This window comes from Paraburkholderia sediminicola (assembly GCF_046027825.1).
GTDB classification, from domain to species: domain Bacteria; phylum Pseudomonadota; class Gammaproteobacteria; order Burkholderiales; family Burkholderiaceae; genus Paraburkholderia; species Paraburkholderia sediminicola_D.
On the sequence record NZ_JAQQDU010000013.1, the window covers coordinates 107,170 to 121,592 of the forward strand.

At 61.1% G+C, this 14,423-nt stretch carries 13 protein-coding genes; 6 read left to right on the forward strand and 7 right to left on the reverse strand.

The window, feature by feature from the left end:
- The first annotated feature begins 20 nt into the window (after positions 1 to 20).
- A complete protein-coding gene (locus PQQ96_RS09840; RefSeq protein ID WP_408291197.1) occupies positions 21 to 734 on the forward strand; it encodes a response regulator in 714 nt (237 codons plus the stop codon).
- Positions 731 to 2,077: an ATP-binding protein gene (locus tag PQQ96_RS09845; RefSeq protein WP_408291199.1), complete on the forward strand. Its 1,347-nt coding sequence runs from the start codon at positions 731 to 733 to the stop codon at positions 2,075 to 2,077. Before PQQ96_RS09840 ends, PQQ96_RS09845 begins: the two co-directional genes overlap by 4 nt.
- A gap of 110 nt (positions 2,078 to 2,187) precedes the next feature.
- Here the strand turns inward: PQQ96_RS09845 and PQQ96_RS09850 are convergent, their stop codons facing one another.
- The 7 genes from PQQ96_RS09850 to PQQ96_RS09880 form a co-directional block, all read right to left on the reverse strand.
- On the reverse strand, positions 2,188 to 2,454 hold the full coding sequence (locus PQQ96_RS09850) for a hypothetical protein (protein WP_408291200.1): 267 nt from the start codon (positions 2,452 to 2,454) through the stop codon (positions 2,188 to 2,190).
- Between the two features lie 153 nt (positions 2,455 to 2,607).
- On the reverse strand, positions 2,608 to 2,967 hold the full coding sequence (locus PQQ96_RS09855) for a DUF1634 domain-containing protein (RefSeq protein WP_408291201.1): 360 nt from the start codon (positions 2,965 to 2,967) through the stop codon (positions 2,608 to 2,610).
- Positions 2,964 to 3,854 (reverse strand): sulfite exporter TauE/SafE family protein, encoded by an 891-nt coding sequence (locus PQQ96_RS09860; RefSeq protein ID WP_408291202.1) that lies wholly within the window; start codon positions 3,852 to 3,854, stop codon positions 2,964 to 2,966. The genes PQQ96_RS09855 and PQQ96_RS09860 overlap by 4 nt, the downstream gene beginning before the upstream one ends.
- Positions 3,851 to 4,597, reverse strand: coding sequence for a GntR family transcriptional regulator (locus PQQ96_RS09865; protein WP_408291204.1), 747 nt, complete (start codon positions 4,595 to 4,597; stop codon positions 3,851 to 3,853). The genes PQQ96_RS09860 and PQQ96_RS09865 overlap by 4 nt, the downstream gene beginning before the upstream one ends.
- A gap of 137 nt (positions 4,598 to 4,734) precedes the next feature.
- On the reverse strand, positions 4,735 to 5,358 hold the full coding sequence (locus PQQ96_RS09870; protein ID WP_408291206.1) for a hypothetical protein: 624 nt from the start codon (positions 5,356 to 5,358) through the stop codon (positions 4,735 to 4,737).
- Positions 5,359 to 5,724: 366 nt separating this feature from the next.
- The gene (locus PQQ96_RS09875; RefSeq protein ID WP_408291208.1) at positions 5,725 to 6,816 is read right to left on the reverse strand and encodes a porin; all 1,092 of its coding nucleotides are present in this window, start codon (positions 6,814 to 6,816) and stop codon (positions 5,725 to 5,727) included.
- Between the two features lie 136 nt (positions 6,817 to 6,952).
- Complete coding sequence (locus PQQ96_RS09880; protein ID WP_408291210.1) at positions 6,953 to 8,170, reverse strand: MFS transporter; 1,218 nt, start codon at positions 8,168 to 8,170, stop codon at positions 6,953 to 6,955.
- A gap of 756 nt (positions 8,171 to 8,926) precedes the next feature.
- Here PQQ96_RS09880 and PQQ96_RS09885 point away from each other — a divergent pair.
- From PQQ96_RS09885 to PQQ96_RS09900, 4 genes are all read left to right on the forward strand, one after another.
- On the forward strand, positions 8,927 to 9,610 hold the full coding sequence (locus PQQ96_RS09885) for a TetR/AcrR family transcriptional regulator (protein WP_408291212.1): 684 nt from the start codon (positions 8,927 to 8,929) through the stop codon (positions 9,608 to 9,610).
- An 81-nt stretch (positions 9,611 to 9,691) separates the two neighbouring features.
- Positions 9,692 to 11,308: a GMC family oxidoreductase gene (locus tag PQQ96_RS09890; RefSeq protein ID WP_408291213.1), complete on the forward strand. Its 1,617-nt coding sequence runs from the start codon at positions 9,692 to 9,694 to the stop codon at positions 11,306 to 11,308.
- A 109-nt stretch (positions 11,309 to 11,417) separates the two neighbouring features.
- Positions 11,418 to 12,857: an aldehyde dehydrogenase family protein gene (locus tag PQQ96_RS09895; RefSeq protein ID WP_408291214.1), complete on the forward strand. Its 1,440-nt coding sequence runs from the start codon at positions 11,418 to 11,420 to the stop codon at positions 12,855 to 12,857.
- Between the two features lie 318 nt (positions 12,858 to 13,175).
- On the forward strand, positions 13,176 to 14,408 hold the full coding sequence (locus PQQ96_RS09900; RefSeq protein WP_408291216.1) for an alkaline phosphatase family protein: 1,233 nt from the start codon (positions 13,176 to 13,178) through the stop codon (positions 14,406 to 14,408).
- The last annotated feature ends 15 nt before the right edge of the window (positions 14,409 to 14,423 follow it).

The following is a 14,423-nucleotide window of genomic DNA, read 5'->3' on the forward strand; positions in this document are numbered from 1 at the left end:
TTAAACCGAGGAGCTTTCGTATGGATCGCCCCGCCAAGATCATCGTGCTCGACGACGAAGCCGAACTGCGCAACATGCTTCAGCGCTTCTTGCGCGGCCACGGCTTCGACGTCCGGATCGCGGAAGACGGCAAGCGGCTCGACCGTTATCTGGAGCGCGAGCCGTTCGATCTGCTGGTGCTCGATCTAATGATCGGCGAAGAGGACGGCCTCGCCATCTGCGCCCGTTTGCGTGCGCAAGGGCAGACGCTGCCGATCCTGATGCTGACCGCGAAGGGCGATCCGCTCGACAAGGTGGCGGGCCTCGAAACCGGTGCCGACGACTACCTCGCCAAGCCGTTCCTGCCGCGCGAACTGGTGGCGCGGATCAATGCGCTGCTGCGCCGCCAGAAGATGGCCTCCGGCGATGTCACGGTGACCTCGCAGAGTGTGCGTTTCGGCGATTTCAGTCTTGACGTCGGCAAGCAGCAGTTGTCGCGTGCGGGAGAACTGCTGGAGATTCATTCGGCGCAAATGCTGCTGCTGGTTGCGCTGGCCTCGTCGCCGAACCGGCCCGTGAGCCGGGACAATCTGCTGGCGCGCGCCCGTGGGCGTGAGCACGATGCGCTCGATCGCAGCATCGACGTGCAGGTGTTGCGGCTCAGGCAGATCGTCGAGGACGACCCGTCGAAGCCGCGCTTCATCAAGACCGTGTGGGGCGTCGGCTACATGCTGATCGCGGATGTCGACTCATGACACGCGCGTGGCTGTACAGGGCGCTGCCTAAAACGCTGTTGGCGCGCAATATTGCCTTGCTGATCGTACTGGTGATGCTGAGCCAGATATGCGCGCTCGGTGTGCTGCTGCATTACGTGCAGCGGCCCCGCGTCGAGCGCGCGGGCGCGGTGTTCGCCACCTATGTGACGACGCTCGATAGCCTGCTTCGGGCTACGCCGTCAGGCGCGCGCGCCGAATTGACCGCACGCCTCGACGCGCGCACGCAACGCCCTGCTGAAGCGGCGGTTGAACCGCCGCCCAGTCTGATGCTCGCCTATCGCACTTATCAGCGCAACGTGTTCCTCGCCAGCTTGCGCGAACATTTGCCTGCCGACATGCCCGCGCTTTGGCAGTCCGAAGGCGGTCAACGGTTATGGATTCGCATGCATGCGCCGGCCGATGCGCCGCAAGCGCCGTACTGGATCGCGCTGCCGATTCCGGAGGACGCGCAAGGCGCCGGACTCGACGCCGCGATCCTGCTGTCGCTCGGGTTGGGCGCACTGGCGGCGCTGACCGGCTACGTGATCCAGCGCCACCTCAATCAGCCGCTCCAGGCGCTGACGCAGGCGGCGCGCCGCGTGAGTGCCGGCGAAACGCCCGCGCCGCTGTCGACAGATGGTCCTACTGAGATCGCAGCGGTAAGCAGTGCATTCAATCAGATGACGCATGCGTTGCAGCAAGCCGAGGCCACGCGCGCACTGATGCTGGCGGGCATCTCGCACGACATCCGCACGCCGCTCACCAAACTGCGGCTTTCGATGGCTATGGCGATGCCGGACGGCAGCGACAGCAGCTTTGTGGTCGCCGCCGAGTCTTACCTGGACCAGATCGAGACGATCTTGCAGCAGTTCATGGATTACGCGGGCAGTGGCGAGCGTGAGGCGGCGGAGCCGGGCGATCTGAATGCGTTGATCGAACGGCTCGCGGGTGATTTCGCGGGGCTGGGCCACGAATTTGCGCTGTCGCTCGCGAACCTGCCGCCGGTTGCGTACCGGCCGATCAGCATGATGCGGCTACTGATGAACCTGATGCAGAACGCAATCGTGTACGGCGGGACGGGGCTAGCGGTACGAAGTTGGGCTTCCGGCGAAGCGGTATACTTCGCGGTCGGCGATCGCGGTAAGGGTCTTTCGGCAGAGGAGTTGGAACAACTGAAAGCGCCGTTTCAGCGCGGCCGCAATGCTCGTGCGCATAGCGGCGGCACGGGATTGGGCCTTGCGATTGTCGAGCGGATCGCGCGGCTGCACGGCGGCAGCCTGCAGTTTCATGCGCGCGAGGGCGGCGGGTTGGAGGTGTGGGTGGTGTTGCCGCTCGTGTCCTGATTGAGCCCGATGCGGCTGCGTCCAACGTGGCGTCCGGCTACGGGCCAATGCGTGCCGGATGGTCAGCGGAAAGGTTTGTCAGCGAGCTGACACCTTACCGTTGAGCGCGTTCACTCCCTATCCAGCCAGGCGTCCAGTCCCACCCGGAAGGCCACGCCCGCGATCACCGGCACGGTCAGCATGAGAATGATGCCGAAGTTGGGAATCTCGTCGCCGTAAGTGATCGGGCCATAGAGCACGACGGTCGCAACGATCGCGAAGACCACGACGCCGATCGCAACCATCAGGAGATTGCGCGACATGATGGACAGATCCCAGCGCTTTGCCTTGCCCGGCGTGGTGCTGGCAGTGGGGGCTTTGTCGTGTTGGGCGGGCATGATGGTTCTCGTGGCTAGAAGACGTGCCGCACGAAACGCGGCTGCGAAACTTCAAAACGTAACTTAAAAACGCAACTACGGAGCGCGGAGATGAATCGGGCGCTGACCGGCGTGTGATCGGAATCATACCCGGGGCCGTTCGTGCAGCACACATCACACTGCCCCGACCAGTAATCCCACCGCAACGATCACCAGCACGAGGGCGGTAATCGCGCTGAACCGGTAGTCGCGTTGATGCAGGAACATCCCTAACATCAATATAAGCCGCATTACGGGTAGCAGGATAAAAAGCGCGATGCCAACGGTCACGATATGCGTGCCGGCCGGCATTGAAAGCAGTCCCGCGGGAGTTCGCGTGCCAGGCAATGCGCTGTCAAGGGTGCTTTCGAGGCCGCTCGGAATATCAATTGCAAGACCGGCCGCAATCGTGCCCGCTGCCACCCACGTGCCGTAGTGCAGGAGCCTCGCCAGCCAGTGTTCGAGTCGCCCCCCGGCTGCCGCGACGCGGCTCATGATGACGCTCCAGAAAGGTGAACGCCGAATGCTTCGAGCAGCATCTGCACGGCGAGCACCGCGAGCACCACGACGAAGAGCAGGCGCAGTTTGTCGCTCGATACGCGCATGAGAACGCGCGCGCCGAGCACCGCGCCCACGACCGACCCCAATGCCACTGGGCCGGCGATGGCGGTCACGATCTCGCCGCGCAGGAAGTAGGCGCCGGCGCTGGCCGCCGCCGTTACGCCGATCATGAAGTTGGAGGTGGCCGACGAGACCTTGATCGGCAAGCGCAACGCCGTATCCATCGCCGGAATCTTGAGGACACCGCTGCCGATGCCGAGCAACGCCGAAATCAATCCCGCTCCATACATCAGGGACATGCCCAAGGGCACGCGTTGCACGCGATAGTCGACGTCGCGCCCGAGCGTGCGATCCGGATAGCTCGAATCCAGACGCAACGAATCGCCCCACGAACTTGCGCCTGAAGCATTAGCACGTTGGCTGGCGATCGGGTCGGCACGCCGGGCGAGCATTTGCTGGGCGGACAGCAGCAGAATGACGGCGAAAATGAAAAACAGCACGGGTACCGGGATGAACCCGCTTAGCAGCACGCCGGACAAGGCGCCCAGCGTGGTGGCGGTTTCCAGAACCACGGCGAGGCGAACATTGGTCAAGCGTCCGCGCAGGAACGGTGCGGCACCGCCGCACGAGCAGGCGATCACCGAAACGATGCTGGCGCCGATTGCGACGTGAATATCGAGGTGACCGAACATGGTCAGAATGGGCACGATAAAAATGCCGCTTGCCATGCCGAGTATGCCGCCCAGCGCGCTTGCCCCAAGCGACACGCCAAAGAGCCACAGTGTGTAGCTCAGATCCGTTGCGGCCTGCGCGCCGGTCATTGGGCGTTCGGCATGCGCCGGGCGAGACGGGTAGCGAACTGGATCTGGTCGCCGCGGTAGTACAGCTTTTCATAGTCGACGGGACGGTTTTCGTCGCCAAACGACGTTCGCTCGATCAGGAAAATCGGGCTGCCCGTGTCGACCTCGAGGGCTTGCGCAACGGCTTCGCTCGCGGCGATCGCCTCGAGCCGGTATTCGGCTTCGATCAGCGGAATACCGTACTTTTCTTCGAGCAGCGTAAAGATCGGCTCCGCCTCCAGATCGTTCTCGATGATCTTTTCGCCGATGTCCTTCGGCAGCCAGGTTTCGTCGAACGAGAGCGGTGTGCCGTCGGCGATGCGCACGCGCTGAATATGGACGACCGGCGTGCCCGGTTCGAGCGCCAGCTTGCCGGCGACCGCGTCGCTGGCGTTTTCGATCTGCCTCGCCAGCAACCGGGCGGTCGGATGGCGGCCGTGCGCACGCATATCCTCGACAAAGCCGCTCAGTTCGGTGAGCGGCTGAGTGAGTCGCGGTTGGGTGACAAAGGTGCCTTTGCCGCGGCGGATTTCGATCAAGCCGCGTGTAATCAGGTTCTGCACCGTTTTTTGCAGCGTGGTGCGGCTGATGCCGAAGCTTGCCAGCAGGCTCGCTTCATTGGGCAACTGGGTGCCTGGCGGATACGTGCCGTCCGCGATCCTCGCGGCGAGCACCGCTTCGACTTGCGCGTAGAGCGGGAGTTGGCTGTTACGGTCGGTGTTCATGGAGACATCATGACGTCATGATGTCTCCATGTCAAGGTGCGATGCCGAGGCCTGGGCGCACTGCGCGTCCAGGCGGCGATCGCCACGCCTGCGACGATGAACCGGTTGTGCGCTGGGCGAAGAGCGCGGGGCCGACGTTAGCGCACGAAGGTTACTGTGACACCGGATTCGTAGCCGATCTGAACATGAGCGTGACGTGCCAGCGAGCCCACGACCTTCACCAATGCCGGGTCGACCACCTTGATCGTGTGAGCTGCACCGGACTTTTCGGCAAAGGTCAGGACATTCTGCTTATGATTGATCGCGGTGATTTCCACCACGCCGCTATACGTCCGCACAGCCTGGAAACCGTCTGGCCCGGCATCTGCTGCGGACTTGGTCACTTTGACAGTGCGGGTCAGGCGCGTGAGCGGTGTCCGTTTCGCGCTCGCCAGGCTGGTGACGTACGGCTCCTGATAGCTGATTGCGATCTTGTCACCGATGCGAACGCGATCCAGCACGTCAGCATGATCTTTCGCGTTGAGGCTGAGCTCCTGACCGCCGGTGGTCGTCACAACGACGATTGAATTTTTCTTGTCGATGAAACTCACGGTGCCGCTTTCGTTATCCACCGCAGCGCCGCTTTGCGCTGTGGGCGCCGGTTCTGAAGCGACGCTGTCTGCGGCGGCACAAACCGACAGCCATGATGACAAGCTGACCACGACGGCGATTGCTGCACATCGCTTTCCGAAGGATGAAAGATCACTGGAGTGATTAAACATTTGAGCCCTTTGAATACGTGCGTTTCAGGTTAGCGAAAGACACAGCGCTAGTATGTGCCGCGCATGACCGGCGAAACGCAACTTGGATTGGTAAGTTCAAGTTCATCGCGGTGGTGCCGGCGCACTTTGATGCATGAGTAGTGCCACGCACGGGCCAAATGATAGCAAACCACCCAATGCGGGGAGGTTTGGTCTCCCGGCAAGTGGGTCAATGTCAGCCATTGGACTTGGACGCCTCCCGACTTTCGGCGCAACCTGCGCGCCGTCGCCGACTCGGACGCCGCGTGCATGGTGTCGCTGGCCACCGTTCCCGGCGTACAGACGATCATCGCCGACGAACTGCGTCTCTACGACGCACAGTGCCCCCTAGAACATGTGCCGGATGCCGACATTCACGCCGCTGGTCGTGCCCGTGACTTCGTTCAGCGCGTTGTTGACTGACAGGCCCGTGTGCATCGCGCCGTGATTGTTCACCAAGCCGACTTGCCCATAGATCATGGTGGCTCTCGACAGCGAATACTCCACCCCCGTCGATGCCATCACCGAATGGTTGGTCGGGTTGTTCCCGTCGTGGGTGTACCACACGCCGGCGTCGATGTTCAGCGCAGGTGTGATGTGGTAGCTGGCGCCGCCCGAATAGACCTGATCGTTGAACGACCCTGCCACCTTGTACTGCACGTACGAGGCCTTCACGATCAGGTCGTTGAATACGTAACTGGCGCCGAGTGCGCGGCCGTCGAAGGCGACCACGCTCGGGACCACAATCGACGCGGCGCTGCCGCCCGCGTTGCCGCTGTAGAGCGCCGCATCGACAGTCAGCGAACCGAGGTGATAGCGCAGGCTCGCGGAGTACTGGCGGCCGGCCTGAAAATCACCGGCGGCGCCGCCCAGTGCCATCAGCGCGCTGGCTTGCAGGCCGGCGATTTCCGGCGACGTGTATGAAATCGCGTTCGGGTTGAACAGGCCGGTCGCGTAGACGTTGTTGAGGTAGGCAACGAGACCGCTGCCGAAGTACGACATTTCGCGCGGGTCAAAGTCGTACACCGCAAGGAAGAAGGGCGAGAACTGCAAACCCGCCTTGACCGTGCCGAAGTGGCTGTCCAGGCCGACCCACGCCTGGCGGCCGAACTCGTTGCGGTTGGAGTTGCTCAGCGCGCCGTTGGCGATGCTGATGCCGCTTTCGAGTTCAAAGATTGCGCGCATGCCACCGCCGAGATCTTCGACGCCGCGCATGCCGAAGCGCGAACCGGAGACCCCGCCGTCGGTGAACGAGAACTGGTGGCCTGCATCCTTGCCTGTCTTCGCATTGGGTGTCTGACTGGTGTAGAGGAGGGAAGCATCGACGATACCGTACAGCGTAACACTGCTCTGTGCATGGGCGATCTGGGCCGATCCCAATGCACATGCGCCTATTAATCCAAGAATGGCTCCAACCCGATTGCGATGACTTGCCTGCATGCTTCGTGTCTCCTTGTTGATTAGAATCTATTGAACTGGCGAAGTAATGCGTGTGCTGCACGGTCCCTGCGATTTGCTGCGAAATGCAGTTTCAGTTGGTGCTGCTGGCTCAATCGGGCGCGACGGTTCAAACGCACTAATGCGTTGTGTGAAGCCGCCGGCGCGAACGCTGGGGATCGAGCAGCACGAACCCCGCTGCCCCTGCGGCGATCAGCAGTGCACCGGTCACGACGAAGCCGATCTCGTAGCCACGGCTTTCGCCGACAAGGCCGAGCAGCTTGCCCATTGAGACGGGAGCAATGAGCCCCGCGGTGGTGACGATCGAATTGGTGATGGCGAGCAGCGCGCCACGCCGTGAAGTCGGCGCGACTTCCGCGACGAGGAGCGGGCCGAACGTGAAGACCTGCATGGCCAGTGAACTCGCTATGGCCATCAGACCGACCTTCGCGAGGGGAGGCGCGCTGAGATATAGCGTGCAGTAGGCAATACCGCTCACGATGCAGGTGCCGCTAATCAGCGCGCCGCGTGCAAAGCGCGACGGTGCGCCGCGCTTGAGCAGGCGGTGCGAAAAGACGGCGAGGGCAATGCCGACCGGAATCTGCATGGCGACCTGGAGCGCAAAGAGCCATCCGGTCTGGTTCGCCTGAAAACCGAGCCCTAGCCGGTAGTAGGCCGGCACCCATGTCATACCGATCGAGATCACGACGTAGCCGGCGAAGCATTGCAGCAGCACGCCGATGACAGTGCGATCGGTGAGCAGGGTCCGCCATCCAACGGACGTCTGTTGGCCAGTCACGACATGCGGCCGCAGCTCGGGCATCCGTGGCGCATCCCCCTGAGCGTTGCCGCTCTTGCCAACGCACAACCAGAGAACGGTCCATAAAAGACCGGCGATCCCCAACGCGAGGAACGCGGCGTGCCACTGCCAGCGGCCGGTGATATAGGTCAGCAGCGGACTCGCCAGAATCACGCCTGCCGTACCGCCCTGTTGGATAAGGGTCGTCGGAAGATTGCGCTCACGGTTATCGAACCAGGTGTAGACGACATGTAGTGCGAGAGGCGACGCCGGTCCCTCGCCCGCACCCAGCAGAATGCGGCAACCCAGCAACACGGCAAAGCTGGTGGGCCAGGCGAGTGGTAGCTGTCCAACCGCCCAGGTGAATGCGAGCCCCGCAAGCAGCCACTTGACGTCAATGCGGTCGGCGACGAGGCCGACACCGATGCCGGAGAGTGAAAACAGCAGGAAGAATGCGCTCCCGACGAGGCCGAACTGGCTATGGGTCAGTTGCATGTCATGCATCAACGGCACCGCGACGAGGCCGAGCACAGCCTTGTCCGCGAAATTGATCAGCATGAAGAGAAAGAGCGACGTGACGATAAGCCAGCGCCGGTTTCCTGTGATAGGGGCGGCCGCGGCACGCTCGGTACAAATCTGACGTTTTCTGATTCGAGCATTTAATAGTACTCAATGTATCCGTCCCGGCCAGACGTTCTGGTCGGGAGCACAGGGTGTGGTAAGGCGTGGTATGGCGTGGGTCTCGCAGCGCGCAGTGGGCCGCACGTGCAAGGTCGGGCAGGTCAGGGGATCAACCTCGTCATCCGGATTCGCGATAGTTCAACCACCGCGCGTCGTCTTCAAGTGTGTGGGCGCAACCTGCGTCTCGAGGAACAAATAGCGATAGTCAATGCATGTCTCCGGTCTGCCGTTCCTGCTTTATCGCGAACGGCATCGTTGTGTTTGCGCACATTGGAGGTGGTATCAATAACTAATTCAAGTGCGATCTACGAATTGGAAGATTGCAAGAATTGCATCGGAGCAGTCGTTATCGAGGGTTGCTGGATGCACGACGTCAATTTGATGATTCAATTTTCGAATGAGCATGAGTGTGGCGTGTTGACGATCGATTTCTGTTCCCCGATGGATTTGTCGCCGTGCCTTCGGCGCAGTCACGGTACTTTCCCTGAGTCGTGTTGACAAAGTCGCGATGATCGACGAGGATTTGGAATCCGGAATCTATATTCCGATTTTTCTGACACTCATTGCGCCGTCGCAGGACCACCTGCGTCGGCTTCGTTCAAGACTTACCACGACATTGCTGACGAACACCGCATGACGACAATGCCATCGAGCCGCCGTAGAAGCGCACAGCTGGTTCTCGCCACGCCGCGCCAGGCACGCAGCCAGGCGGGCCTCGCGAAGATGTTGCAGGTCGGGCGCGAGCTGATCGAGGCGAGCGGCAATCTCGACGACCTATCGATCAACAGCATTGTCGAACAGGCAGGCACATCGATTGGTGCGTTCTATCGCCGCTTTGAGAACAAGGATGTGTTCTTTGACGTCGTGCAGGACATGGTCATGACCAAGGGGCTCGAGTACCTGCGTGATGTCGTCGAACACGAAGCCGTCTGGCAATCGAATGATCCCGGGACCATCGCGGACGCAGTCGTCGCCCTGTATGTTCTGGCGTTCCGCCGCAATCGAGGGATTTACCATGCATCGCTGTTACGGTCGTCGCAACGCAAGACAACCTGGGATGTCGTCAAGCGAACCAACGAAGAAGGTCTGAAGTTGATCGTGCCACGTCTTGTCGACGTGTTAGCCGCGGGTCGTCGAATGAGTACCCCCCGGTTAGCGGCACTCGAATTCGAAGTGCGCGTTGCATTGCAGTTTCTCGTCGGCATGCTCGTCAACAGTCTGCTGAACGATCCCGGTCCGCTTTCGCTGACGAGCCGCAAGCTTGTCCCATCCATGCAAATGCATTTTCGACGAAGCCTGAATTTGCAGGAGCGTTGATTTTTTATCCATAAAACGGAATCGAAGTTCCGATTCCGTTTTATGGAAATCAAGCACGATTTTAGCGAGGGAAGAGGAGACATGAAAGAAGACAACCTTGTTGCCGGCTTCGACTATGTGATCGTCGGCGCGGGCTCGGCGGGCAGCGTGCTAGCGGCACGCCTCTCCGAGCGTTCAGATGTGTCCGTATGTCTGATCGAATGCGGACCCCGCGATGACAGCGTGCTGGTGCGCTGTCCTGCCGGGATGGCCGCTGTTGTACCCAGGCGCGGCAAGCACAACTGGGCGTTCGAAACGGTCCCGCAGACTGGACTACTCGGTCGCCGTGGTTATCAGCCGCGCGGCCGGGGCCTGGGCGGATCCAGCCTCATCAACGGGATGATCTACACGCGTGGACATCCTTCCGATTACGACGATTGGGCTGCGCTTGGCAATCGTGGCTGGAGCTACGACGACGTGTTGCCGTACTTTCGCCGGGCGGAAAACTACGAGTTGGGAAAGAATGCGTGGCACGGCACAGGTGGCCCGCTGAACGTCGCCGCGTTGCGTGATCCGAATCCGGCGGCGCACGCGTTCGTGACCGCCGCGGGGGAAGCCGGCTATGCGCGCAATGACGATTTCAATGGTGCGACACAGGATGGTTTCGGTCTTTATCAGGTAACACAGCGTGATGGCGTCCGGCATGGCACAGCCCGTGCCTATCTGCGTCCGGCTATGGCGCGGAGCAACCTGACGGTATTCACCGACACGCAGGTTCTGCAGGTGCTGTTCGACGGACCGCTTGCGAAGGGTGTGCATTGCCGCGGCGCGAGCGGGGACTTCACGATCCATGCACGCCGCGAGGTAATCTTGTGTGCAGGCGCGTTTCAGACGCCACAACTCCTGATGCTCTCAGGTGTCGGTCCCGCGGAAGAATTGCAGCGCCATGGCATTGCGGTGCGCCATCACCTCGCGGGCGTGGGTCGCAATTTGCAGGACCACGTCGACTACATTGCGCTCTATCAGACGCACGACGACTCCATGTTTGGCATCACGCTCAAGCAGGCGATCCGCCTGCCTGGCATGATCCGCGCATGGCGCCGCGATGGACGCGGGCCGCTCACGACTAACTTCGCGGAGGCGGGTGGGTTCGCCCGCACTCGCGGCGACCTCGACCGGCCAGACGTGCAGTTTCACTTCCTCATCGGTTTTGCGGAAGACCATGGCCGACGCCGCTATCCGGGGCGCTATGGCATGAGTTGCCACGTGTGCGTGCTGCGGCCGAAATCGGTAGGGCAGGTCACCCTGGGCGGTACCGATCCGCAACTCGCCCCCGTCATTCATCCCAACTTCCTTGCGGACCCGGAAGACATGCGAACGCTGATCGATGGCTATCGCATCACACAGAAAATCATGCAGCAACCCGCATTCGCACGCTACCGGTTGCGCGACGTGCATCCACCACAGGATAGTGAAGACGCCTTGGAGCGTCAGATCAGAAGCCGTGCCGACACCATCTATCATCCGGTCGGAACCTGCCGTATGGGTGCGGACCCTCTCGCCGTAGTGGACGACCAACTGCGTGTGCAGGGTCTCATGGGTCTGCGCGTTGTGGACGCCTCGGTGATGCCGACGCTTGTCGGTGGCAACACGAATGCCCCAACCATCATGATCGCCGAGAAGGCGGCCGACCTCATTCTTAAAGGAGGCATTGCCTGAGCCGTTGTTGCCCAAAACGGCTCGCGATGCCTTCGACCGACCCGCGCGGCGCATATCTGCGTTCGCGTCCCGCTAAACATCGATTCAACCAGGCAGTTCAGGAGTGTCTATGTCTGATCGTTATAGCTGTTCCTATATCAACGGCACGTGGTCTGAGCGCGCCGACGGCGAAGCCCACCCGGTGTATAACCCGGTCGACGGCACGCCGGTCGCAACAGTGTCGCTTGGCACGGCTGACGATGCTGCGCATGCCGTCGCCGCGGCCCGCGACGCATTCGACAGTTGGTCGCAGACATCTTCTGCCGAGCGGACGCGCTATCTGCTTGCCATCCGGGCCGGCCTTGAAGCGCGAGGGGAAGAACTGGCTCAGGCTATTACGCGGGAGGTCGGCACACCGATTGCCTTCTCGCGGCGTGCGCAGGTGGGTTTGCCCATCGCCACGTTCGGGATCGCTGCGCAGTTGGCGCAGCAGTGCGACGCTGTTGAACAGATTGGTCATTCGCAGGTCGTCCATGAGCCAATCGGAGTCGTCGCGTGCATCACGCCATGGAACTATCCGTTGCATCAGATCGCAGCGAAGGTCGCGTATGCGCTTGCGGCAGGCTGCACGGTGATCCTGAAACCGTCGGAAGAGGCGCCGGCGTGCGCTGCAATGTTCGCTGAGATCATTCACGACGCGCGGCTGCCGCCGGGCGTATTCAATCTCGTCAATGGAACGGGGCCGGTGGTCGGTGAGGCGCTCGCGAGCCATCCGGATGTCGACATGATCTCGTTCACCGGGTCGACCGCGGCGGGGCGCCGGGTCGGTGCGCTTGCTGCGGCGACAGTCAAACGCACGACCCTCGAACTGGGAGGTAAATCGGCCGCAATCCTGCTGGCCGACGCAGATCTTTCGCAAGCAATTCCCGGTGCGCTGCGTGCGGCGTTCGTCAATGCCGGACAGACGTGCAGCGCGCACAGCCGCCTGCTTGTGCCACGCGGTCTCTATGGAGCCGTTTCTGCATACGTTGCAGACGCCGCGAGAGCGATGATTGTTGGGGACCCGCGTGACGAGCATGTGCAGATCGGGCCGCTGGCGAACGCACGACAACACGCACGCGTGATCGACTACATCAACCGGGGCGTCGCCGAAGGTGCCGTGCTTCTCGCGGGCGGAGCGGATCCCATCGCGGGATCTGAAGCGGGTTACTTCGTGCGTCCGACCGTATTCGGCAACGTGACCACTGAAATGACGATCGCACGCGAGGAAATCTTTGGACCGGTTTTGTCTGTCATGCAGTATGAAGACGTAGACGACGCGGTACGGATCGCGAATGATGTGCCTTACGGTCTGGGTGGCGGAATCTGGTCGCGTGATATGGGGGCGGCGACGGCAATTGCTCGCCGGCTGCGCACCGGGCAGGTGGATATTAATGGCGCTGCATTCAATCCGTATGCGCCGTTCGGCGGCTATGGCCAATCGGGCAATGGGAGGGAACTGGGCCGCTTCGGCCTCGCGGAGTTCTGTGAGGTGAAATCGATTCAGTGTGTGACGGCTGAGGTGTCCTGAGGCGCCAGCGCAGCGCAAAGATCCGCCACGTCTCGAGATCGTTCTTGATTACCCTTTCGCCGATGTCTTTTTATTGTGCAACTGCACTCGTCGTTTCCCCCTAGTCGAGATGGACTACGTGCGATTTAACCTGCGGTGTTAGCCTCGCTTTGCACCAAAAAGCGGCGGTTCTGATCGCGGGATAGGCCTTTTTTTGCCTATGGGTCGCACGAGTAATTTCAGGTCCATTGATTCAGTCTGATTTAGTTCGGTATACAAAGTAATTTGAATGTATATCGATTCAATCAGATCGGGAAAACACAATTAAAAGGGAAAGGAATGTCAAAACGCACCTGGATGCGCACACTTTTCGCTGCCGTTTCTGCTGTCTTGATTGGCGCTATCGTCGCCGCGTGCGGATCATCGTCGTCCTCGTCGCTGACTCAGACCGGACAGCAGCAGATCAAGCACGTCTTCGTCATCACGCTCGAAAACGAAAACTACGCGACCACCTTCGGCGCGAACAGCAAGGCGCCGTATCTGTCGCAGACGCTGGCTTCGCAAGGCGCGCTGGTGCAGCAGTACTACGGCACGGGCCACGTGAGTCTGGATAACTACATCTCGATGATCAGCGGTCAGGCGCCGACGCCGGAAACGGATAACGATTGCCCGATCTACCAGGATTTCACGCTCACCGGCATGACGCCGGATGGTCAGGCGATCGGCTCAGGCTGCGTGTATCCGGCCAGCGTCAAGACGTTGCCAGACCAACTGAACGCCGCCGGCTTGACATGGAAGGGCTATGAAGACGACATGGGCAATGACCCCACGCGCGAAGCCGCCACCTGTGGTCATCCGACGCTCAACACAACCGATCTCACGCAAGTTGGAGAAGCGCCGAGCGCGGCCGTGCCGTTGGGCGATCAGTACGCAACGCGTCACAACCCGTTCATGTATTTCCACTCGATTATCGATTCGCCGAACTGCGGCCAGAACGTCGTGAACCTGAACAAACTCACGACTGATCTGCAATCGATCTCGACCACCGCCAACTTCAACCTGATTACGCCGAGCCTGTGCGACGACGGTCACGATTCGCCGTGCGTGAACGGTCAGCCGGGCGGACTGGTCAGCGCGAACACGTTCCTGCAGAAGTGGGTGCCGATTATTACCGCCTCACCGGCGTTCCAGCAGGACGGTCTGTTGATCATCAACTTCGACGAAAGCAGTTACGCCACCGTGACGCAGTCTGCGTCAGGCGAGGATCTGATATTCGCCGGCGCGACCTGCTGCAGCCAGCAACCGGGTCCGAATCTGGCGGCGTTCCCGCAGACTTCGTCGCTGGCGTACAAGGGCTTGACGATCAACCTGACCAAGCAGAGCTTCGGCGGCGACCAGACGGGTGCGGTCATGATCTCGAAGTTCATCAAACCGGGCACGGTGTCGACAGTGCAGTACAACCACTACTCGATGCTCAAGAGCATTGAAGACATTTTCCAGTTGGGTCATCTCGGCTATGCAGGGCAGGCCGGTCTGGTCGGGTTCGGCAACGACATTTTTACGAACCTTTAAGCCGATGATGGTTTC

Excerpts from the sequence above, each read along its gene's own strand:
- PQQ96_RS09850 (WP_408291200.1), bottom strand. The coding sequence starts at position 2,454 with ATGCCCGCCCAACACGACAAAGCCCCCACTGCCAGCACCACGCCGGGC.
- PQQ96_RS09870 (WP_408291206.1), bottom strand. The coding sequence starts at position 5,358 with ATGTTTAATCACTCCAGTGATCTTTCATCCTTCGGAAAGCGATGTGCA.
- PQQ96_RS09845 (WP_408291199.1), top strand. The coding sequence starts at position 731 with ATGACACGCGCGTGGCTGTACAGGGCGCTGCCTAAAACGCTGTTGGCG.
- PQQ96_RS09840 (WP_408291197.1), top strand. The coding sequence starts at position 21 with ATGGATCGCCCCGCCAAGATCATCGTGCTCGACGACGAAGCCGAACTG.
- PQQ96_RS09865 (WP_408291204.1), bottom strand. The coding sequence starts at position 4,597 with ATGAACACCGACCGTAACAGCCAACTCCCGCTCTACGCGCAAGTCGAA.
- PQQ96_RS09895 (WP_408291214.1), top strand. The coding sequence starts at position 11,418 with ATGTCTGATCGTTATAGCTGTTCCTATATCAACGGCACGTGGTCTGAG.
- PQQ96_RS09855 (WP_408291201.1), bottom strand. The coding sequence starts at position 2,967 with ATGAGCCGCGTCGCGGCAGCCGGGGGGCGACTCGAACACTGGCTGGCG.
- PQQ96_RS09890 (WP_408291213.1), top strand. The coding sequence starts at position 9,692 with ATGAAAGAAGACAACCTTGTTGCCGGCTTCGACTATGTGATCGTCGGC.
- PQQ96_RS09875 (WP_408291208.1), bottom strand. The coding sequence starts at position 6,816 with ATGCAGGCAAGTCATCGCAATCGGGTTGGAGCCATTCTTGGATTAATA.
- PQQ96_RS09900 (WP_408291216.1), top strand. The coding sequence starts at position 13,176 with ATGTCAAAACGCACCTGGATGCGCACACTTTTCGCTGCCGTTTCTGCT.
- PQQ96_RS09860 (WP_408291202.1), bottom strand. The coding sequence starts at position 3,854 with ATGACCGGCGCGCAGGCCGCAACGGATCTGAGCTACACACTGTGGCTC.
- PQQ96_RS09885 (WP_408291212.1), top strand. The coding sequence starts at position 8,927 with ATGACGACAATGCCATCGAGCCGCCGTAGAAGCGCACAGCTGGTTCTC.
- PQQ96_RS09880 (WP_408291210.1), bottom strand. The coding sequence starts at position 8,170 with ATGCTGATCAATTTCGCGGACAAGGCTGTGCTCGGCCTCGTCGCGGTG.